The sequence below is a fragment of the Polaribacter sp. Q13 genome (assembly GCF_016858305.2).
Lineage (GTDB): Bacteria > Bacteroidota > Bacteroidia > Flavobacteriales > Flavobacteriaceae > Polaribacter.
This window is the reverse complement of record NZ_CP074436.1, coordinates 325,164-348,593: the sequence shown is the minus strand read 5'-3', so window position 1 is coordinate 348,593 and position 23,430 is coordinate 325,164. Positions and strand designations below refer to the sequence as shown.

Below are 23,430 nucleotides of genomic sequence, written 5' to 3'. Positions count from 1 at the left end.
ATAATTATTATTTTGTTTGTATTGCTATTTTTTGATATTCCAAATTATCTGAAGATGCTGTAATGTTTATAATTCCGCTATTTTCTGTCGATTTCACCACCAATAAACACATTCCATTAAACGCTTTTCTGTTGTTTGCTTGAAAAGAGGCTAATGACGTTTGATCTCCATTTCCTACTGCTGCCAAAACGCCTTCTCCAGAGATATTAAAGTTGATTAAATTATCTGCAAGCGGACAAAAATTACCGTCTTTATCTAAAACCTTCACTGTAATAAAAGAAAGGTCATTACCATCTGCATCAATTTCAGTTCTATCTGCGACTAATTCTATGGTAGCAGGAGTTCCTGCAGTTTTAATTTGCTTAGAAGCTACTTCATTGCCATCTTTATATGCTATTACTTTGATGTCTCCTGGTTGATAAGGCACATTCCATGAAAGTCTGTATTTAGATTTATACATTCCTTTTTTAAATCCATGATATTCGGATGGTATTTCGGTAAAATCTTTTCCTTTAATCTTTTTACCAAAAGATTTTCCGTTTACAAATAATTCTACTTCATCACAATTGGTATATGCATATACCGGAATGATATCACCTTCTTTACCTTCCCAATTCCAATGCGGTAAAACATGTACCATTGGTTCTGTCGTCCATTGACTTTGATATAAATAAAAACGATCTTTTGGAAATCCTGATAAATCAACAGGAGCAAAATAAGATGAACGTGATGGCCAATCATCATTCCAATGTCCGTTGGTTGAGTTGTCTCTTCCTCCATAAGGCGTTGGCTCTCCTAAATAATCAAAACCTGTCCAAATAAATTCACCTAAAGATCTTGGTTCTTTAGCTTGTGCATCAAACTCAATATCTGGCGCGTATGCCCAAGGTGGACCAACAATCACATCATAACTAGAAACGTGATTGGTTTCATGTTTTTCAGTGAATTCTATTGGCAAATGATACACACCTCTACTACTTGTTAATGAAGATGTTTCTGAACCATATACAATCATATCCGGATTTTTCTCTAAAATAGCTTTGTACTCTTCTGGCCAATAATTCATACCAACAATATCTACTTGCTCTGCTAAATTGTTCTTAAACGGTGCAGGGAAATAATTAAATCCAACGGTAGTTGGTCTGGTATTATCTTCATCATGACAAATATCATTTAACTGTTTAGTTAGTTTCCATCCATCTTTTTTACTTTGTTCTAGAATTTCATTACCAATACTCCACATAATTACAGAAGGATGATTTCTATCTCTTTTAATCATATCTCTTAAATCGGTTTCGTGCCATTCATCAAAAAACTTATGATAACCGTTTTCTACTTTTCCTATTTTCCATTCGTCAAAAGCCTCAACAATAACAACAATTCCCAACTCATCACAAACTCTTAATATTTCTGGTGATGGTGGATTATGACTCGTTCTTAATGCATTTACGCCCATACTTTGCATTATTTGCATTTGACGCTGTTTGGCTCTGTAATTTATAGCCGCTCCCAAAGGTCCTTGATCATGATGCATACACACACCATTCAATTCAACTTGATTTCCGTTTAATAAAAAACCGTTGTCTTTATCAAACTTAATAGTTCTAATTCCGAATTTAGTTTCATATTCATCCACAATTTGTCCATCAACAGTTACAATACTTTTTGCGGTATATAAAGTAGGTGATTTTAAATCCCATAATTCAGGGTTTTCTACTTCTAAAGAAACCAACTCTTTTACTTCAGCGCCTTTATCTACTGATAATTTTGTAGTATTTTCAGCAACAACAACTCCTCTATTATTTTTAATGACTGTTTTAAGTTCCGCCTTTTTTGTAACGGTAGAAGAATTTTTAATTTTAGTTTCAATTTTTACTTCAGCGTTTTCTTTGGTAACATTTGGTGTTGTAACAAACGTTCCATACTGCGGAATATGAATTTTCTCATTCATTTTAAGTCTTACATTTCTGTAAATTCCTGCTCCAGAATACCAACGTGCTGCTAAATCTTCTGGTGATAACTGAACAGAAATAACATTATCCTCTCCAAATTTAATATGCTTGGTAAGATCAAGTTCAAAGCCGATATAACCATAAGGTCTTTCTCCAATATATTCACCATTCAGCCAAACTTTAGCAAGATTCATGGCACCATCAAACTCAACAGAAATTTGTTTTTCACTAAACTGACTGTCAACCTTAAAATGTTTTCTATACCAAGCAACTCCATGCACAGGTAAACCACCTGTTCTTGCGTTGTATTTGTTGTCAAAAGGACCTTCAATGGCCCAATCATGGGGTAGATTTAATTTTCTCCAATCCGCATCATCAAAATTGACATTTTGTGCATCTTTAAAATCACCTTTAGAAAAAAGCCATCCTTTGTTAAAGTTCTCATCAGATACGGATAATGATTCCGATGCAGACTCACTAATTCCAGATTTACATGATATATAAAAAGCTACAAATAGTGTAAATAAAATGAATTTCAGAAGTTTGGAGTTTCTCATTTGTTGATTTTTTTGGTTTTATAGTTAATATCTCTCAGCCCTATTGGTAATAAATATTTCTTATCCAATCCTTTAAAGTAATACGGATAATTATCCCAAGGAGCTTTCCCTTCCATTCTGGGGTCATTCGTTTCTTTTAAATAAGCAAAAAGTTCTGTTTTTAAAGAATCACATAAATCTGTATATTTTTCTTCGGAAGCCAAGTTTTTTAATTGATATGGATCTTCTTTTACATTATATAATTCTACTTTTTGACGTTTAGCAAACTGTAAATCGAAATAATATTTTACGTCGATATCCTCTTTATTATCAATTAAATAAGAACGTGTAGGTCCAGCATCAACCTCTCCATAATAACCTTGATGTACTGAATAAAAATCGGGATTTCCACCAGGGTATCTGTCTGGTTCAAAGTTTACCATATATAACCAATCTTCTTTTCTAATGGTACGTACAGGATAACCCAATCCTTCGGGACGGCAATACGCATGACGTTCTAAGCCTGTAAAAACGCGATTTCTTGTAGCATCTACCTGGCCGCTTTTATTGGCAAGTAAAACATTTAAAAAACTTTTTCCTGACATTTCTTTCGGAATATCAAGACCAACAGCTTCTAATAATGTAGGAGCAAAATCGGTAAAACTGATAAAATCATCAACGTTAGCTCCTCCTTTAATTTTATTACCCCAATAAATAGCTAATGGCATATGAGTTCCATAATCGTAGCATGACGCTTTTGCTCTTGGAAAAGGCATTCCATTGTCTGCAGTAACAATAATAATGGTGTTTTCTAATTCACCAGAAGCTTCCAATGCTTTAATCATAAGTCCTAAATGCGTATCAAACCATTCTATTTCATAATAATAATCTGCAATATCGCTTCGGACTAAATCTGTATCTGGTAAAAAACCGGGTACTTTAATTTTCGAAATATCCTTTCCATTTTTTACTCCAATTCCCTGACTATAAGCCCTATGTGCTTCGTGAGATCCAAACCAAAAGAAGAAAGGTTTGTCTTTTTCTTTTTTATCAAGAAAGTCTTCAAAATTGCTAGCATAATCCTTATTTGAAATAAATTTAGGAACTTTCATTCTGATTTTGTTTAACTCCGGCGCCAATGGTTCTGTTTGATACGGTTCTTTTAAACTTGCAGGCATATATCCTTTACCAGTATATCCTGTAGCGTAACCGGTTTCTTTTAACATATTTGAAACCGTAGGAAACTTTTTACGCAACCCTCCAAATAACAATCCTCCTTCTTCCAATTCCCAGAGGTTTCTTCCTGTTAAAATAGCAGCCCTTGATGGAGCGCAAGATGACACATTACTATAAGCGTTATTAAAAAGCACTCCTTGTTTTGCAACCCTATCAAAATTTGGTGTATTAAGTTGACTTGTTCCTTGTATAGATGTGTGAATAAAAGAAGCATCATCTGCAATACAAAAAAGAATGTTTGGTTTTTTCTCTACCTTTTTTTCACAAGAAATTAGTGATAAAGTCACTATTAGAAGTGCCAAACCAAACCCACTTGCAGCTTTTAAAGTTTTATACTTATTTCTCATGATATTTTTTATTGATTCATTCCTTAACAAATCCTAATTATTTAAAATTGACACCAATTTTATCCACAACAATTGGTTGTATCTTTTCTTGATTTAACTTTGTAGGATTGTACTTTAATTCTAATTCTAAAGGTAAAATATAGGCTAAAGAAGACCATCCAAAGAATGGATTCATTCCTAGTCCTTCACCGGTTTCTGAATTAAAAAATTCACGTGTATTTTTATTTCCTAATACCATATTATAGGTTTTTAGCGCAATTTCTTTTGCTAAAGAATCATACCCATAATCCATTAATCCATGGCAAATCATGTAATTAGTAGGAATCCAAGTAGAACCTTTCCAGTTACAACCTTTTTGTCCTTGATAATTCTGACGATAATCTGGTTCTGTTTTTGCATAACCAGGAACAGGATATTCTAACCAAAATTCTTTTGGGTTTTTCAAATGCTCGTCAACCATTCGTTTTACTTGTTTTTTTGATGCAACTCCTGCCCAAATTGGTGTAAAACCAGAAACCGACTTTACAAAAGTTGTTTTTCCATTTTCTTCATTTCTATCGTAATAAAAACCAGACGCTTCATCCCATAAATATTTGTTAATCAACTTCTTTAACTTATCAGCATGCTTTAAATAATTTTTAGCATCTTTATGTTTCCCTAATTCTTTTGCTATAACTGCCATCGCTTGCAATTCACGCACCAAATAACAATTTAAATCTACACCTTCACTTAAACCAAGAGTTCTTGTATTTTGATTGTCCATACCACTATGGTCTGATGCGCCAGACCAAGCTCCTTTTTGCTGCCCAGACCAATATGCCAATCCATTTTTATCTGTATCATATTCAAACCAATGCTTTAAATATAATTGCGTTTTTTGATAATACTTTTTAGCCCATTCCCAATTTTTAGTCTGACGAGATCCCAATACTATAATTTGGGCAATAAAAGGTTTAAAGTGATGATCTGCACCAAATAATTTTGGACCAAATGATCTTTTAATAAATCCATCTGGATGTTGCACTGCAAAAAAGCCCTCTAAATTGTCGAAGTTGTATTTTGAAATTCCGTAGTACGACATATAAATGTTTTCAAAATATAAATCCCAATCGTAAAATTGTTCGTATCTATATCCTGTTAACAATTTTTTGTTGGTTATTTCTGTATCTAATAAAATTCCGAAATTATTGATATCTCTATTTAGTTCTCTTAACCTTGTTTTTAATACAATTGAATTTGCATCAAATTTTACATGAGCGGGAGCAACATACTTTTTACTAGTTTTTGATTTAAATTGTACTTGCTTTTTATCTTGTGCGTTTGCATTTAGAGCAAAGAACATCATCAAAAAGACACTAAAAAAAACAACTTTTTTAACAATTAATACTTTCGACATAAAACTTATTTTAATTATTGAACCTTTTGCTTCTTCAAAAAAACATAAAAAAATATTATTTTAATATCTCAAATGTTCTTATTAAGGACACAAATACTATTAAACCTTAGGTTTCACAACATTCTATGAATGTTTTATTTTTTATAGTTATGAATGCGAACTATAATCTAATTATTGAGGTTTATATATCCCTCTGTAAAATCCGCTACCATATGTTGCTAACCAAAAGACATTGGCATCTTTAATATCTGGACGTAACGTCATAATACGAGCAGGTTGCCCAAGTTTGTAATTTGCTTTTGTCCAAGATGCACCTCCATCCTTTGAAAAATAAACTCCCGGATTAATATTTTTAATTTTACGCCCCATTTGTACATTCACCAAAATAGTATTGGGATCAACGTTAGATGAATATGTTTCGAATACATTAGGCATAAAGAATATCTTCTTCCATTTCTTTCCTTTATTTTTACTTATCCAAGTTCCACCGGCATCAATTTCTCCAACAGCTTCACCTGCACTTAAATACCAATCTCCCGTTTTTTTATTAATACTAAAATGGTTTACACTTTTTATTTCCGAAGGAATCTTCACCTTAGACCAAGTGTTACCGCTATCTACAGATTTAAACAAGCCTCCTTTAGCTGATTTATCCATAGGTCTATTCACTGAAGCATACAATATTTTCGAATTTTTAGGATCCATTTCTAATCTAAAAACATTAGCACCTTTTGGTAAACCTTTATTTACGACCTCCCAGTTATAACCTCCATCTTGCGATCTATATACTCCTACTTCAAATTCTCTTTTTGTCTTTCGTCCATTTATCATTCGAAGTTCTTTGGCCCAAGGAGCGTGGTCTTCAAGTGGAACGATAAAAAAGATGTTATTTGGGTTCTTTTTGTCTATCAATATATCTTTTTGCTCAATTGAATTTGTTAATTTCGAGCTATCTGAAACTGGCTGACTAATATTTTTCCAAGTTTTCCCTCCATCTGTTGATTTTCGAAATGCACCTCTGTTACTTTGCCTAAATGAAAGAATATAAAGAGTGTTGGGATCGTTTGGATGTACAGCTACTGCGGCTACCGAACTTGAGTGTTTATTATTCTTAGTATTTCCTTGTGTTTGTCCTTCAAGTTGTTTTACGGCTACTGCATCTGGTTTAATTTTTTCTCCGCCTGTAGTAGTTGTCCATAAACCATGCTCTCCACTAACAAGAAGGTACTGTGAGGTTCCCGTTTCCAACAACATGTCATGCCCAGGAAGGTTACTTCCACCTCTACCAACCCAAGCACCAGAACCAGGAGTTGTTTCGTCGTCATCAATTTGTTGCCAACTAGCTCCTTGATCTGTTGAACGAAGTGTTTGTTGCCCGTAACCTGTAATAATTTCTCCATCTACTTTTGAAAACAACATTCGCACATTAGAAGAAACCTTTTCTTCTTCCTTTTCTTTCTGCAAATGCGCAAATTTAGCGTTCATACCCAACGGCTGATTTCTACTTTTCCAATATTCTTCATCTGTCTTATTCACCCAATATGCTCCAGTACGCAGGCAAACTTCCCAGTGCTTACCACCATTTTTACTTACCCACAAATCAGGGCCAAAAGATTTGTCGTGCCCAACATTTGAACTCAAATAAATTTCATTTGAATTCGTTTTGCTTATTACTAACTTATTAAAAACAGGATACGTGAATGCAGGCTTGTTTGGAAACCTTTTTTTGGCTTCGTTTATAGAAATACTAAACCAATTTGCCAATGTTTTGTAATATCTTAAAGTATTATCGTAATAATTAATTTTATTTAAATTGAAAGGTAAGTCTCCCAAAATAGAAACCCAGTTTTCACCTCCATCGGTACTTTTGAATACACCTCCAGAAGTAGTAACTCCTCCTTTTCCATTATCGGTAAAATTGGTTTGCTCTACTAAATAAAGACTTACCTCATTTGTTTTTTTATTGAAGAAAATACCACCATCACGAGGTAAGTTATATGGTAATCCTTTTCCTTTCTGCTTCCAAGTATACCCACCATCGGTACTTTTATAAAAACCATAGTTTGTAAAAGTATATACAACATCAGAATTTGTAGGATCTACAAATATTTTAGCAACATCCAAATCTGCATTAAATTTATCCGTTATTTTGGTCCAACTTGCACCCTTATTCTTCGATATATAAATATGACCATATTCAGTGCCAGATAATGGTATTGTACCATGAAGTTTTGCTTTGCTTCTGTGCATTTTTTTCACTCTCCAAATTTGCCCTGCTCCTACATACCAATTGTTATCATTATTTGGATCGACAGTAATGCATGAATGCTTTTTAGAACCAGGCCATGATTTCACCCATTGATATGATGTTCCACGATTATGAGTAACCATTAGTTTTCCAGTGTCATCAAGCGCAAAGCCAAAATCAGGATTTTGTCTTGAAAAATCGGCATCCATTGTACGTCCTTTCTCTCCGTCAGTATCCCAATCTTTTATAGTTGTCCAATTTAAACCATTGTCGTGTGTATAATATGCATTCCCCATATCCAAAGACATGTACATACTATTTGGATCAGTTGGGTGTGCATAATATATTTCATTATACCCAGACATACCAGGACCAACATTTGTCCAATTTACAGCCGTTGTTGATATTTGTTTTTTGGTTTGTAGGTCTTTAAAATATTGTGGAGTTTGCGCAAATAGTATCAAAACATTAAAAGATAGCATACTTATTATAGCTAGTTTCAGTAATTTTTTCATGATGTTATGTCTTAAATTATTTTTTTAAATTTCGGTTTTTGAATTTCCTCATTGCACTTAAATATTCTAATTCCTTTTAAATACATTTAGTTTCGCATTCCTTATATTATAGTTTTATTAAATCAACAACCTCGCCCCAAGGATACGAGGTATGCTTCCGATACATTTTTTTTAAATCTCGAGGCAAGCCTCGGGGAATTGAAACCTTGGCCATCGCCCTGCGATTAAAATTCTTTAATAAAAAAGTAAATGTAACAGTCACTAATTAAAAGCACCTTAAAATACTATTAACAGACACTTAACCAGTACTTAATACACCACTTAACAAAAACCTTAAAACACTGTAAAACAAATAATTAAAAAATATTAAAAAAAATTATTCTCAAAGTAATTAAACCTTTTTGTTTCCTAATTTCTGGATAAAACAGCTTGATTTATTATTTGTTTTTCTTAAGTTTGAACTCCATACCAAAATATAGAATGCTTTAACCTTTATGTTTAGAAAAGAAAAAAAATATTTACCAACTAAAATAAAAACAATCCTTTTCTTTTTATTGTTTCTTGTACAAAACAGCTTCAGTCAAAATATGAACGAACGTAGTTTTGCTATCGCTGAATTTTCAGACAAAGAGAGTATAATATCTATTCTGCAAGATGATTTATCAAAAGGATATTATGGTATGTCTATTCATGTTATCGAAGAACCTAATACAGCTGACTTAAAATTAAAACTGGATAAAGGTAGTTTACCTTTAAAAAGATTTTTTGAGTTACTCTCTATTCAAATAAATAAAACAGAAAAAAAAGTATTTCCATTATTTATTAAGTACTCTGGCAATGATGACAAATTAATAAAGCTACTTAGTGCTACAAATTTACTTGATAAATCTTTTTATAATCCGGTTGGAGAACGCTGGCCAACTATAGAAGATATCATTAAGCAGAAAAAACAACTGATTATCTTCAATAAAGATTCTAAAAGTAATTATATAAACAACACATCTAATCACATTACTAAATATGCCCTATTTAATAATGGAGATAAGACAGATTTAGATAGCGTTATAGGAAACGAATTTTTATCCATTAAACATTTTACAGAAAAAAAAATAGCAAAGAACAATATTCCAAAACAATGGAATAGTATTAGTACAAACCCTTATAGCATTCAATATTTACTTCGTGCTTGGAAAATTACAGGAAAACGTCCTAATTTTATTTTTTACTCATCAATAAAACATAAAAACACACTCTTTTATTTAACCAATTTAATAAATGAAACACCCTCTATTAAAGGAACAGTTTTAAGCCAAACCAACATTTTAAAAGGTATAAACTGGCAACATAAAATAAAATCTTATACCGATGGTTATTATAACTTCCCATATGAAAAGGGGACAGAATTTGTACTAAAACCTTTAAAAGAAGGATATGAATTCACACCTAATTCCGTTAAAATTTCTGATGAAATCATACCTAATAAAAACTTTAAATTTGATGCTACAAAATTAGATATCACTAAAAATTTAACAGCAGTATACAAATTTGAAAATACCATAGACAATGAAATTAAACAAGAGCAATTAGCTGAAAATACTCCCGTATTTATTAATGATAAAGTTAAGGGAACCGTTTTAAAAATTGAAAACAAAAACTACATCAAGCTACAAGAAGTTGCACATTATAAATTGATAAACTCTAGTTTTACAATTGCCGTCGACTTTAAATATATAACTACAGAAGATCAAAAAACATACTGCATACTAGGTAGTGATGAACAAGGTTTTAGAAAAGGTTTACATGTAAATATTCTTTCTAAAAAACCAGTATTTGGCTTTTACACCAACGACTGTAAACCAAACTACTTTGTTAGCCCAGAAAAATGGCACCGTTTAGTTGTAAAGTATAATTTAGATACACAAAATCAAAGTATTTATATTGATGGCGCTATTGTTGGCAAAGCGACAAATCGTCCATCTTTTATTGGTACCTCAAATCTTTTATTGGGATACGGTATTAAAAATAATAATAATTATTTTAACGGTTATATAGATAACTTACAAATATGGAACAGAGCCCTAAATGATGATGAAATAAAATGGTTAGCACACAATACTTTAGACTTAAAGAAAAAGCCTAATACGTATAAAACGACTCCCCTACTTTTAATCATTAGCTCGTGCTTAATAATAGCTTTAATTTTTCTAAGTATTTATGTAAGACGTGCTAAGAAAAAAAAGGTAGAACCTTTAGTTTCTGTAGAAAATATTCCAAAGAAAAATGCAATTTATTTATTTGGAAAGTTCAGTTTAATTAATGCCAATGGCGTTGATATTGCAGCCGATTTTTCTCCTAAATTAAAAGAATTATTTTTACTTGTTTTACTTAGAACTATAAAAAATAAAAAAGGGATTACCACAAGCGAATTAACAGATATTTTATGGGAAGGATTTCCTCCTGCCAAGGCAGCAAACAATAGAGGTGTTTCTTTTAATGCATTAAAAAAAATACTTCAATCTACCGAGGGTATTAATGTAGTTTATCAAAATAAATTTTGGAAAGTTGAATTGAATGAAAATATTTATTTAGACTACAATTGGGTTCTCGGTTTCATAAATTCTAGGTTGCACAATTACCAACAATTTTTTGAAGTTGTTAAAAGAGGAAAATTTTTACCAGAAGCAAAAAAAGAATGGCTTTTAGAAGAGCGTTCTAATTTAAATTTTGATATTCTCGATCCCCTATTATGTTACTGCAAAGAAGAATATTACAAAGAAAATTTCCAAACAGTATTGCAAGTTACAACTTATGTTAAATCCATTGATGAACTAAATATACAAGCTTTGTATTATCAACTGCATAGCTTATCTAAAGAAGGAAGTAAGAACAAGATAATTTTTATTTTTGATAATTTCTGCCAAAAATATGAAGTAATAAACGCTGTTAAATTTAGGTACAAACTGAAAGAGTTTTTACAAGAAGACTTAAAAAATATTTGGGAGTAGTTTCCCTAAACTACTGTTTCTTTCTAATTGCAATATCACAAACAACGACATGTAATGCTAACTTATAAATAAGTATGTAAAATCACTCCAATTTGTTTTTTTACGACAAGTATATTCTCTTTTACTTAAAGTCTTTTAACCAATGCCGAAAAGCTGAAAGTACAATACTATTCTTACTTGTTTTACGAATCAATTTTTTAATATCTCAAATGTTCTTATTAAGGACACAAACTATTTTAAACGTTGTGATTTACAATATTTTACCATAATTTTATTCTCTATTCTAACTGTACACTAAAATTTATTTTTTATGAATCTGAACAAAAGATTTTTTTTAATACTATTATCTTCAATATTATTTCTTTCTTGGGGATGCTCTAAAGCTACAAAAACAGTAAAAACAAAACCGAACATTGTGTTTATTTTTGCTGATGATATGACTTACTCTGCAATAAACGCATTGGGTAATTCTGAAATTGAAACGCCTAATCTTGATAAATTAGTGCAACAAGGAACCACTTTTACGCATGCTTACAATATGGGATCTTGGAGTGGTGCTATTTGCGCTGCCTCTAGAGCAATGCTTATATCTGGAAGAAGTGTTTGGGACGTAAACGATTTTAGACTAAATTGGAAAAAAAATAAAGAAATTGACAAAACTTGGGGAAAACTGATGGAAAGTGGTGGTTATGATACTTACATGACTGGTAAATGGCACGTAGACGCGAAACCTAATAAAGTGTTTCAAAATGTTGTACACGTAAGAGGTGGTATGCCTAAGGATTCATGGGATCATGCAACCATGGTAAAAAAGTTTAAAGAAATAGAAGGTACAGATATTGATCCTGCAACTATAATGCCTGTAGGTTACAATAGACCATTAAATGAAAATGATACTACTTGGACTTCTTCTAATACTAAATATGGCGGTTATTGGCAAGGTGGTAAACATTGGAGTGAAGTTTTAAAGGATGATGCTATTGGTTTTCTTGATAAAGCAGAAAAAAGTGACAATCCATTCTTTATGTATTTGGCTTTTAATGCACCTCATGATCCTAGGCAGGCTCCAAAAGAATTCTTAGATAAATATCCTGTAAGCAAAATTAGTTTACCAAAAAGCTGGATGCCAGAATACACCTATAAAGATGGTATGGGCTGTGGTCCTAATTTAAGAGATGAAGCCTTAGCTCCTTTTCCAAGAACTCCATTTGCTACAAAAACTCACATACGAGAATATTATGCTTTAATTACACATTTAGATGTGCAAATTGGTAAGATTTTAGACCGATTAAAAGCTACTGGAAAAATGGATAACACCTATATTATTTTTACTGCAGACCATGGTATAGCTGCTGGTAGACATGGTTTAATAGGGAAACAATCTCAATTTGACCATAGTATTAGAGCTCCTTTTATGATTGTTGGTCCTAATATTAAAAAAGGAGCAAAAATAGATAAAGACATTTATTTACAAGATGCCATGGCTACAAGTTTAGATATTGCAGGCGTTAAAAAACCAGATTATATTTTTTACAACAGTATTATGGATATTATTGATGGTACAAGAAAAGAAAGCCATTATGATGCCATTTACAATGGATATGTAGATTTACAAAGAATGATTAGAAAAGATAATTTTAAATTAATTATATATCCTAAAATTGATAAAGTATTGCTTTTTGATTTAAAGAATGACCCTGAAGAAATGAATAATTTAGCGGATAATTCAGCATATAAATCTAAAGTAAACACCTTATTTACAGATTTAATTCAACTTCAAAAAGACATGAAAGATCCTTTAGACATTTCATCAATACAAACTAAATTTAATGCTGACAATTAAAATATTTAGTATTATTTAAAATAGAAAAAGTGTATTGAAAAATTTCAATACACTTTTTTTTATGCACTTATTTAAGGAGTTTTACCGACATTAAAAACTTAATTATAATATACAGAAAAAGGCAGCAATATAAAATTACTGCCTTTAATATTTATAACAACATAAGCTGTTTAAGAAGTCTATTATTTAATAATTAAACGATTTGTATTCGTTGTATTATTTAACAGATTTTTACTTTTCATAATATAAAAACCAGCATCTAAATTTTTTAGAGAAATTAAAGATGTTGTATTTTCTTCTAAATTAAATACTTTAACAACTCTACCATTAACATCATAGATTTTAGCCGCATGTTTACCTGCACCTGTTGTAATATTAATACTATTAGAAGCAGGGTTAGGATAGAAGCTAAAATTATTAACTTTAGACTCAACTGTAACTTTTCCTAAAGTTACTCCAGTTTTTTGAGCACAATTTATAATAGTTGTTAAAAGACTTCCTCCTATTTTAATATTAGCACTTGTTCTATCTGCATTGGTTACAGTACCATTAGGTGCTAAACCTTTTTTTAACCAAGGCTCTCCTCCATTAAATTTTATATCACACGTATTTACTCCATTAATCGTAATATTTTTATTTCCTTGTTCTCCTCTGTCTATTATAATTTTATTTTCAAAGTTACCCGTAAATGTATTATTTTTAAAATTAACATTTTCTGCATCCACTAAATCCATGGCAAATTTCATACCTGTACCTATAGCATTAAATTTATTTCCTTTAATAGTCCAATTTCTAGCTCCATAAGCATGTACACCTCTTTTATTCTTTATTTTAGAAATATCAGTAACATCAAAATCAGCATTAAGCTGTGCATTACTAGCTTGTGCTTGTACAGGAACCGAACTAGAACCATGTTCTTCAATTAAAAGTGGCCAATTTTCATCTTGTAGTCTTTTTAAACCTTCTCTTGCAGATACATCTATAATAGAATGCCCTTTATCAATATTAAAAATATTGTCTATAATTCTAATATTTCTAACAATTTGTTCTATATGCATTGTTGTATTATTCTTATTAGTCGTCTTAGGCCCTTCAAACGTATTTCCTTCAATTAGAACATTACTTGCCTGATTTAAAGAAATATTCCAACGATCAGCTTGTTTAAATTTATTGTCCCTTAATATAAGATTCATATCTGTAGGTTGGTCATTTCTTAAAAAACCTTTATTATGTGGTTCTCTTTCTTTTATATTTTTTCTAAAATCATTACCATTATCAACATATATAGCACTACCATATGTACCTGAAAAAGTAGAACGTTCTATTAAAATAGGGTTATCTATTCTTGTAATAACAACATTATTAGTTTTCATACTTCTTCTGTCAAATAAATTTATTACTTGACCTGCTATGTTTAAAAATTTACTGTCTTTAATCGTTAAACCATTTGCATATAACCCTCCTTTTTGACCAATACCAGAACCATCTGAATTTTTAAGCGTTACAAAAGTAAATATTGTTTTAGGTTGTTGATTAGTACTAATTATAAAACTACGTGTATTGCCTCCATATTTATTACCTCCTCCATCTATAATAATTTGATTAAAAGTAGCACTTCCCAATAAGTTAATAAATGTACCAGTATTACCACCTATGTATTGTAAGGTAGCATTAGTTGTTGCACCACCTCTAACGGTACTGTTAGATCCTCTCGTTTGAAAAATTATTCTAACACCTGCTCTTGTGTTAATTTTTCCATTAAAAGTATAAACCTTATTTGCATCAAATTCTATTAAGGTATTCGTGGTTATAGCATTATTAACTATTGCTGTATAATCCTTATCTCCTGTATATTTTATCCTTTTTGCATAGAGGTTTAATTGAAATAAAATAACGGCAAGAAATAAACTTGTTTTAAAAATAATTTTACTCATAATTGTTTAGTTTTTTAAAGTTAACAGCAATGTACTTAAACAAGTATGCTACTACTATATCAAACTATCATTTACAGGGAACAAATAGTCATTTTGCACTATTATTAAAAACAAGAATTACTTCTTACTCATTAGAATAGCTTTTTTCTACTCCAAAGTATTTTAAGAAATAATCTAAGTGAATAATCTATTTTTAGATCTAATTATTCGGATATGTTTTACTACCTATAAAGAGGTATTTATTTCAATTGAATTATCGCTTCTTGAGGTATTGCTGCTCCCAATTTTTCACTTAATTTTCCTGGTGATGAATTTCCAACAATCAACTTATAATCGCCTTTATACCACACTTTTTCTCCTTTTTTATTAATTACTTTTAAATCATCAGCAGCAATAGAAAAAGACACTTTTTTAGAACTTCCTTTTGCTAAACTTATTCTTTTAAAAGCTTTTAGACTGGTAATAGGTAAATTTTCTTTGTTGTTTATCGGACTTACATATAACTGAACTACCTCATCAATATCATAACTTCCGGTGTTAGAAACATCAACAGTTACTTCTAATTTTTCATCTTTTTTTAACTTCTTATCACTTACAGTAAGATTATTAAGTGTTGTTTTAGAATAGGTTAATCCAAAACCGAAAGGAAACATTGGCTCTTTAGTCATGTATTTATACGTACGACCTTGCATAGAATAATCTTCATAAGATGGCAATTGCTCCACATTTTTAGGAAACGTAATTGGCAAATGTCCTGAAGGCGAAATATCTCCAAATAAAATATCTGCAACGGCATTTCCTCCTTGTTCTCCAGGATACCAAATTTGTAAAATTGCGTCGCAATACTCTTCAATTCCTTCTAAAGAAACCGGACTTCCACTTGCTATTACCAAAACCAAAGGACCTTTTTTAACCTTTGCAATTTGTTTTACATAGTTAATTTGATTTTCTGGTAATTTTAAATCTATTTTATCTCCAACATTTAAAGCGGCAATAGCATCTACCTCTTCTCCTTCTCTATCTGCAGACAAACCTACCACACAAATAGTTACATCCGATTCTGCAGCTACATTAGGCGCCCAATTCTTCGGATTAATATTTTTATGAAATGGCAATGCTCCACTTCTATAATTTAAGGACGAACTTAAAGAAATGGCATCTGTAATTCCTGCTAAAACAGTTACAATTCCTGGACTTACACCATAATAACTTCCCATTAATACATCTGCAGAATTTGCAAAAGGACCTGTAACGTAAGGTACTTTTATTTCTTTGGATAAAGGCAAGGTATTATTGGTATTCTTTAATAATACAATCGATTTTTGAGCTGCTTCTCTTGCTAAGGAAATATGCTTTTTACTATGAATGTTTTCGGATCCTAATTTAGTATATGGATTGTTATCAACCTTGTCAAACATCCCCAATCTAAAACGTGTTTTAAAAAGTTGTTTGGTTCTTTCATGAATTAACTTTTCAGAAACTAATCCATTTTTTACTGCTTTTTTTAAGTTTTTAAAAGCACCTCCACAGTTTAAATTCATTCCTGCTTTTAACGCTACAGAAGCACCTTCTTCTGCTGTTTTCACGTATTTCAACTTATTAGAAATTCCACTAACAGCACCACAATCTGAAGTTACATAACCATCAAAATTCCAATCATCAATTAAAATATCTTGTATTAAAAACTTACTAGCTCCTGCAGGCACACCATAAACAGCATTATAAGCTGTCATAACTCCTTCTACTTTCCCTTCCACTACAAGCGCCTCAAAAGCAGGTAAATACGTTTCGTATAAATCTTGTTTTGTAGGTTCTGCATTAAAATGATGTCTTATAGATTCCGGACCAGAATGTACTGCATAATGTTTAGCACAAGCTGCACTTTTTAAGTAATTAGGATCGTTACCTTGCAAACCTTTTACAAAAGCCACACCTATTTTAGAGGTTAAAAAAGGATCTTCTCCATAGGTTTCTTGTCCTCTTCCCCAACGTGGGTCTCTAAAAATATTTACATTGGGCGTCCAAAAAGTTAAACCTGCATATTTACTATGATTTCCATGTTTCTGCGAAATAATATATTTTGCTCTTGCTTCTGTAGAAATTGCTGATGCCACTCTTTCTGCCAATTCAGGGTCAAAGGTTGCTCCTACACCAATTCCTTGCGGAAAAATAGTTGCTTTTCCGTTTCTGGCAACACCGTGTAAAGCTTCATTCCACCAATCATAATCTGGCACTTTTAATCTCTCAATTGCGGGTGCACCATTTCTTAGTTGATCTATTTTTTCATCGGTAGTCATTTGAGACACCAAAATCTCTACTCTTTTATCTAATGATAAATTAGTGTCTTGAAACGAAAAATCTATTTCTTTATTTTGAGCTTTTAGACTAACAAAACACAATACAAAAAACATCGTTAACGTAAATTTAATTTTCATTTTTCTTCTTTTAAAAGTTATTATATTCATTATTTTATTCTTTTAACCAACCATCCGTTGATCCATTTAAATAGGCAACATACCAACCAGAACCCCAAGCTGCACTCCAAATAACATTTTCGTTATATGGATCTGGTTTTATGTCCGTCATTTTATCTTGGTTTCCTAAACCTTTATTTATTTTCGTCCAGTTTTCTCCATCATCTTTAGAGAGATAAATCCCTGGATTCATAAACTCATGCGCCATACTTACAATTTGCCCAGGAACACTAATCACTATTAATTTTGAATTAACTGGCGACGTTTCTGCCTGCCAAACATAGGGTGCTTTGAAAATCCGTTCCCAAGATTTCCCCTCATTTTTACTTCTCCAAACACCACCTTCTTCATAAGTTCCGGTTCGTCTTCCTGTACTAATTAAAATGTCTTTTGTATTTCGATCTATAAAAACACTATTAACCGATTTTATTACTGAAGGAATTGTGACTCTTTCCCAATCACTTCCTTTATTTGTAGATGTATACAAACCTCCATTATCGTCATTTAAAGCTGCATACAACGTTTCTGGATTATCTAAATCCATAACAATTCTTCTTACACTTGCATCTTTATGAAAACCATTGTTACTCAGTTCCCAAGTATACCCGCCATCAGAAGAACGATAGAATCCATAACCTCCTTTTGTTAATTTTTCCGCAGGAGAACCACTAATTTCTGCTATTTTAACAGTCGTTGAACAGAAATACATATTATCTGGATTCACAGGGTCTATAAGTAATGAATTTTGCGGCGCTAAATTTCGATATTCTGCATTAGCAGCTTCAAAAATGGTACTTATATTTTTCCACGTTTTACCTCCATCAGTTGTTTTACGTAATTTACCTCTATGTTCTTGTCTCCAAGCTAAAAAGTAAATCGTATTTGGCTCTTTTGGATGCACCGCCACCGTAGAAATTGAATGTGCTCCGTGGTTTCCACTATGATCATTTACCTGACCTTCTATCTGTTCTACAGCTACAGCTTGCTTATCTGGCCACCCCTCTAAATCTGTTGTTTGCCATAAACCGTGTTCTCCACTACATAACAATCTTCTTTCCGGAATTCCTGTTTCAAGTAACATAAATCTTCCTGGTAAATTACTATCTCCACGACCAATCCATTTTCCACTACCCTTTGATGTTTCAAAATCATCTATTTGCTTCCAAGTTGCACCACCATCTGTAGATCGTTGTGTTTGTTGACCAACTTCAATAAAAACATCTCCTATCGAATTGATTCCTAACACTCTGTTTCCAAATCGAGTTTCACTCATTTCTTCATAAGAACGACTTACATGAGAAAATTCAACATTTGCTCCAATAGGATTTCCTTTTTCTTTCCAATAATTTTCATCCTTGTTATTCAACCAGTATTCACCAGAACGTGCACAAATAACCCAAGTTTTACCACCGTTTTCAGTTTTCCAAGCATCACCTGGACCAAAACTTCTATCGTGACGTTGATTTGCTACTAAATAAATTTCATCTTTATTTGTTGGGTTTACCACTATTTTATTAAACGCTGAATACGTATTTTTAGGAATAATTGGATATAACTTTTTTGAATCTTCTTCTAAAAAAATACTCAAGGCTTTGTAATAGTTATTTCTATGCGATTGGTCATTTATTTCATTAAAATCAACACCTAAATCACCGGTAATACTTGTCCAGTTTTTACCGCTATCAATACTTTTATAAACACCTCCTTTTGTTGAAATACTTTTTCCTTTTGGCTCATACATTGTTTGCTCTACCAAGTACAACGCAAACTCTTTGGTGTCCTTATTATAATATGACGTTAAATCTCTTGGAATATTATTAGGTAAGCCTTTTGCTACTATCTCCCAAGACAAACCACCATCAAAACTATGAAACAAGCCCATGTTAGCAGCCATAACAACAGTGTTATTGTTATTTGGATCTACTATAATTCTCCCAACATCGGTATTTTTAGGTAGGCCTTTAGAAATCTTTTTCCAAGATTTTCCTTTATCGGTAGATTTGTATATATAACCATAAGAAGCATATTTAAAAGTAGTTCCATATGGATTAGCTCTCGTTCTTACATTATTTTTTACATTCCAAAAATCTCCAGCACCTACATACCAAATATTTTCATTGGTTGGGTCTACTGCCAATTCACTATGGCGCGTTCCTTCTTGTTCATAATACCATCCTTTTTTAAAAGAATTTAAATCATTAGGATCAATACCAACTTCTTTATAACTTTTACCTAATTCCTTCTTTTTTTGCCAAGAACGACCTCTGTCTGTAGTTTCATATACCCAACCATTCCAGTCTAATGCCATTCCAAAATCTGGATTTTGCATTGAAAACTCTATGTCTAAAACTCGTTTCATTTCAAGTCCTAAACCATCAGAATCTTTAATGGATTTCCAAGATTTACCGTTGTCCCAAGTTCCGTATGCAACGTGCATATCTGGACCCAAAAACATAACGCTTGGGTCGGTAGGATGACTCCAAAACGCTTCATTATAACCAGACATTCCTGGTCCAAAGTTTTTCCATTCTACATTTTGATCGGATGCTATTTTTGTATTTTTAATTTTATCGAAAAACTGAGAATCTGATTCACTTTTACAAGCGAAAATCAAAACTGAAACTAAAAGAATTAATTTTTTCATTTACTTAATTATTATTCTCCTAAATATTTTACATAAGTATAATACACACCATACTTACTTTTTCCTTCTATAAAATCGTTTTCTAAAATTGTTTTTCCCTTTTCAAGCTTCACAGTAAACAAAACCTCAGCTTCATCCTCTTTTATGTCTTTTTCAAGCATTTGATTTGCAATACTAATCCTAACTTTTTCAGGCGATATCGTTTCATACTTGAATAAATTCTTTGGATTTTCCGTTGGAATTCCTAAAATTGGCCCTGGACATTCTTTTGGCCATCGTCTGCAAGATATTTGATACAAGCCTGCTTTTTCTACTTTTAAAGCATGCTTATTATTGGTATTCTTCATTCCTGCAGCAACTTGTTCTGGTTTCCAAATTCCTGAATCCTCTCCAATAGCATGCTGAATAGTTAATTTAATTTCTTTTTGAGCTTCATTACCAACAACACTAAAAGGCAGTTCATAATACTCACGATTTTCTTTTACACGCTCTAAAAACTTAGCATTCTTTTTTAATAATTCTGATACTATTTTAGGATATTTATCAGCAAGATTAGTACGTTGTTTTGGGTCTTTTTCTATATCATAAAGTTCGTTACCATTAATCAATCTCCATTGATTTTTCATAATACACGTTTGATCCACATCTTTTGGTTGCCTCCAATCTTGCCTATGATGAATAAAACCAACTTTCGATTTTAATTTATTTTTTTCTCCAGTTAGCAAAGGCGAAAAATCTTGTCCGTCTAAATTCATTCCTTTCGGGATTTTTAAATTACACAAACCCGCCAACGTCGGAATTAAATCTACATGTTCTGCCAAACTATTAATGTCTTTTCCTCCTTGCACATTTCCATTAGGCCAACGAATAAAAAACGGAACTCTATGCCCTCCTTCTTGCTTACTTCCTTTTATTCCTCTATAACCTTTGTTATAACCTAACTTGCCATCTTTAGAATATCCAAATCTGGTTCCGTTATCACTCATAAAAATAAGAATGGTGTTTTCTAACAGCTTTTCATTTTCTAAAAATTGATGAAACTTCCCGAAATTCTCATCAATATTGGCAATCATACCATATAAATTGGCGCTAATAATATCTTTTCCTTCTAATTTTTTATAAGGTGCTGCATATTTTTCTGCAACAATTAAAGGATCATGAGGCGCATTTGTTGGTAGATACAAAAAGAATGGTTTTTCTTTATTTTTTTTGATGAATTTTGTTGATTCTTCAAACCAAACATCTGTACAATATCCTTCAAATTGCTTGGGTTTGTTGTTTACATAATACACATCGTCAAAATAACTATTCCCCCAATAATCAGATAATTCTCCAACACCTCCTGCTAAGTGATGCGTTGCTGTTTCAAACCCCATATCTGTTGGTCTTGTTGGGTAATTATCACCCAAATGCCATTTACCAAACATCGCCGTTTTATAACCATTTTGTTTAAAAACATCTGCCATGGTTTTGGTGTTTTGAGTTAAGGCATCGCGTCCTTTAAAAGTTGCCCACGCACCATTATTAATAGGATATTTCCCTGTAATAATTGCGGCTCTTGTTGGAGTACAAAGCGGACTTGTATGAAAATCTGTCATTCTTACAGATTCATTGTAAAAAGCATCAATATTTGGTGTTTTCAACCACGGATTTCCTTCGCAACCTAAATCTCCAATGCCTAAATCGTCTGTTAGAATAAGGATTACATTGGGCGGATTTTGGTTTATCTTACCTGCCCAAATAGTGTTTGAAATGAGTAAGCAACACACCAATAGATAAAAATAGTTAAAAGAGAATTTCATCATCATTTATTTAGTAACTTCTAGTGTTAAAATTAATTATTACTATTGATGAACTAGACAACAAATAGTTTATTCTTTACACTATATAGTTTTTTCTGCATAAAAAAGCCTAGTGCTGTTTATAACAACACTAGACTATAACTTTACATTTACATCAAAAAAACACGATAAACCCCTATATAACTGAGTCTTAATTATTTTAATGATTTTGTTTCTGCTGAAATACGCTCTCTTTGTTTACCATTTAAACCATGACTCAATAAATACTCAAATTTTGGTGTATTATGATGTTTTTTCATAGCGGGATCATTAACTTCAAGACTTAAATCACAATCAAAACGGACTAACACTACATGGTTTCTTTTCCAATCTCCATGAGGTCTTGCAAAGTGAGAAATTCCCCAAGTAATTCCTTGTCCATATTTTGTATCTGTAAATGCGTCTTTCACAAAAGGCCCACCAGCATCTGGCATTAAATCTACCGAAGCAGCAACCTCAAAATTCACCCAATCTTTTGCATATTGAATGGTATTACTTTCATTTCCGTCTCTAATTGCAAAAGCAGCAACGCCTTCTTTAAATGGAAACAAAGTTGTTTCGTGTCCAGAATTCATAATCGGATTTAATTCATGCTTTTTAAAAGGTCCAAGTGGATTCTCTGCAATTGCCAAACCATGCATTCTTACATTTCCTTTACCTTCTTTTTTGTTTTTTCCGAAATCGGATTTATAATACAAATAAATTTTACCATTATGTACTATTGGGTATGGATCATGAATTGAAAACTGATCCCAAGATCCTGCAGGTCCATTCGGAATTACATCTTTATGATGAGGCGTCCAAGGTCCGTTTGGAGAATCTGAAGAAGAAACCGCCACCGGACAATTATCTCCACCACTTTTACCTGGTGCTTCAGAAAAAGCTTGATAATACAAGTAATACTTCCCTTTAAATTTTAAAATATCGGTGGTTGTTACAGAGCGATGCCCAATATTAGGTTTTGCAGGTCTTGGCACTGCAACGCCTTGTTCTTCCCAAGTAAAACCATCTTTTGAAGTTGCATAAAAAATATCCGATAAATCCCAATCTGCAGAAGGAATTGTATCATTAGATTCTTCAACTCTTGGTATGCCTACAGGAGCTGTTGGAGTTTCTCTATGTGTATACCAAATATAGTATTTTCCGTTTTCAAAAATAACTTTAGAAGGATCTCGACGAGAAATAGTTCCATCTCCATTATTATAATCAAATCCCTTTAGTTTTGTATATTTAAATTGCGTAAACAACTCATTTGTTTCTGGTCTTACGCCCATATACGCATCGTAATTTCTGTTCATTGCGGCGCTTAACGGCATATTTGGTTTCTCTTCTGGTAAATCGAACGGAAAAAAAGTAGTTGCTTCTTTAGTTTGCACCGTTTTTTTAGAAGTGTCTTGCCCACATGATGTTAGCATAAAGCTAAGACCAATAAATGCATAAAATATTTTGTTCATACTTA

11 protein-coding genes are annotated in these 23,430 nt (G+C 32.0%); 2 read left to right on the top strand and 9 right to left on the bottom strand.

The genetic code is table 11. From position 1 onward, the window contains the following. Window positions 1-7: 7 nt before the first annotated feature. The 4 genes from galB to JOP69_RS01465 form a co-directional block, all read right to left on the bottom strand. On the bottom strand, window positions 8-2,509 hold the full coding sequence (gene galB, locus JOP69_RS01480) for a beta-galactosidase GalB (RefSeq protein ID WP_203393797.1): 2,502 nt from the start codon (window positions 2,507-2,509) through the stop codon (window positions 8-10). After that, complete coding sequence (locus JOP69_RS01475) at window positions 2,506-4,071, bottom strand: sulfatase (protein ID WP_203393796.1); 1,566 nt, start codon at window positions 4,069-4,071, stop codon at window positions 2,506-2,508. Before JOP69_RS01475 ends, galB begins: the two co-directional genes overlap by 4 nt. A 37-nt stretch (window positions 4,072-4,108) precedes the next feature. After that, window positions 4,109-5,467, bottom strand: a complete 1,359-nt coding sequence (locus JOP69_RS01470; protein WP_203393795.1) for a trehalase family glycosidase — start codon at window positions 5,465-5,467, stop codon at window positions 4,109-4,111. 171 nt (window positions 5,468-5,638) lie between these two features. Continuing rightward, window positions 5,639-8,230 (bottom strand): sialidase family protein, encoded by a 2,592-nt coding sequence (locus JOP69_RS01465; protein WP_203393794.1) that lies wholly within the window; start codon window positions 8,228-8,230, stop codon window positions 5,639-5,641. Between the two features lie 587 nt (window positions 8,231-8,817). On the opposite strand from JOP69_RS01465, the gene JOP69_RS01460 reads away from it, so the two are divergent. Together JOP69_RS01460 and JOP69_RS01455 are read left to right on the top strand one after the other, a co-directional pair. Further along, a complete protein-coding gene (locus JOP69_RS01460; RefSeq protein WP_203393793.1) occupies window positions 8,818-11,235 on the top strand; it encodes a LamG domain-containing protein in 2,418 nt (805 codons plus the stop codon). A gap of 310 nt (window positions 11,236-11,545) precedes the next feature. Beyond that, window positions 11,546-13,078 carry a sulfatase-like hydrolase/transferase gene (locus tag JOP69_RS01455; protein ID WP_203393792.1) on the top strand — a complete coding sequence of 511 codons (1,533 nt, stop codon included), beginning with the start codon at window positions 11,546-11,548 and terminating at the stop codon, window positions 13,076-13,078. Window positions 13,079-13,260: 182 nt separating this feature from the next. Here JOP69_RS01455 and JOP69_RS01450 read toward each other — a convergent pair whose 3' ends face one another. From JOP69_RS01450 to JOP69_RS01430, 5 genes are all read right to left on the bottom strand, one after another. Beyond that, complete coding sequence (locus JOP69_RS01450) at window positions 13,261-15,012, bottom strand: T9SS type A sorting domain-containing protein (protein ID WP_203393791.1); 1,752 nt, start codon at window positions 15,010-15,012, stop codon at window positions 13,261-13,263. Between the two features lie 239 nt (window positions 15,013-15,251). Beyond that, window positions 15,252-17,447: a glycoside hydrolase family 3 C-terminal domain-containing protein gene (locus JOP69_RS01445; protein ID WP_252191159.1), complete on the bottom strand. Its 2,196-nt coding sequence runs from the start codon at window positions 17,445-17,447 to the stop codon at window positions 15,252-15,254. Window positions 17,448-17,481: 34 nt separating this feature from the next. After that, complete coding sequence (locus JOP69_RS01440; protein WP_203393790.1) at window positions 17,482-20,130, bottom strand: hypothetical protein; 2,649 nt, start codon at window positions 20,128-20,130, stop codon at window positions 17,482-17,484. A gap of 11 nt (window positions 20,131-20,141) precedes the next feature. Continuing rightward, complete coding sequence (locus tag JOP69_RS01435) at window positions 20,142-21,932, bottom strand: arylsulfatase (RefSeq protein ID WP_203393789.1); 1,791 nt, start codon at window positions 21,930-21,932, stop codon at window positions 20,142-20,144. A gap of 194 nt (window positions 21,933-22,126) precedes the next feature. Then, the gene (locus JOP69_RS01430; RefSeq protein WP_203393788.1) at window positions 22,127-23,425 is read right to left on the bottom strand and encodes a family 43 glycosylhydrolase; all 1,299 of its coding nucleotides are present in this window, start codon (window positions 23,423-23,425) and stop codon (window positions 22,127-22,129) included. Between the last annotated feature and the right edge of the window lie 5 nt (window positions 23,426-23,430).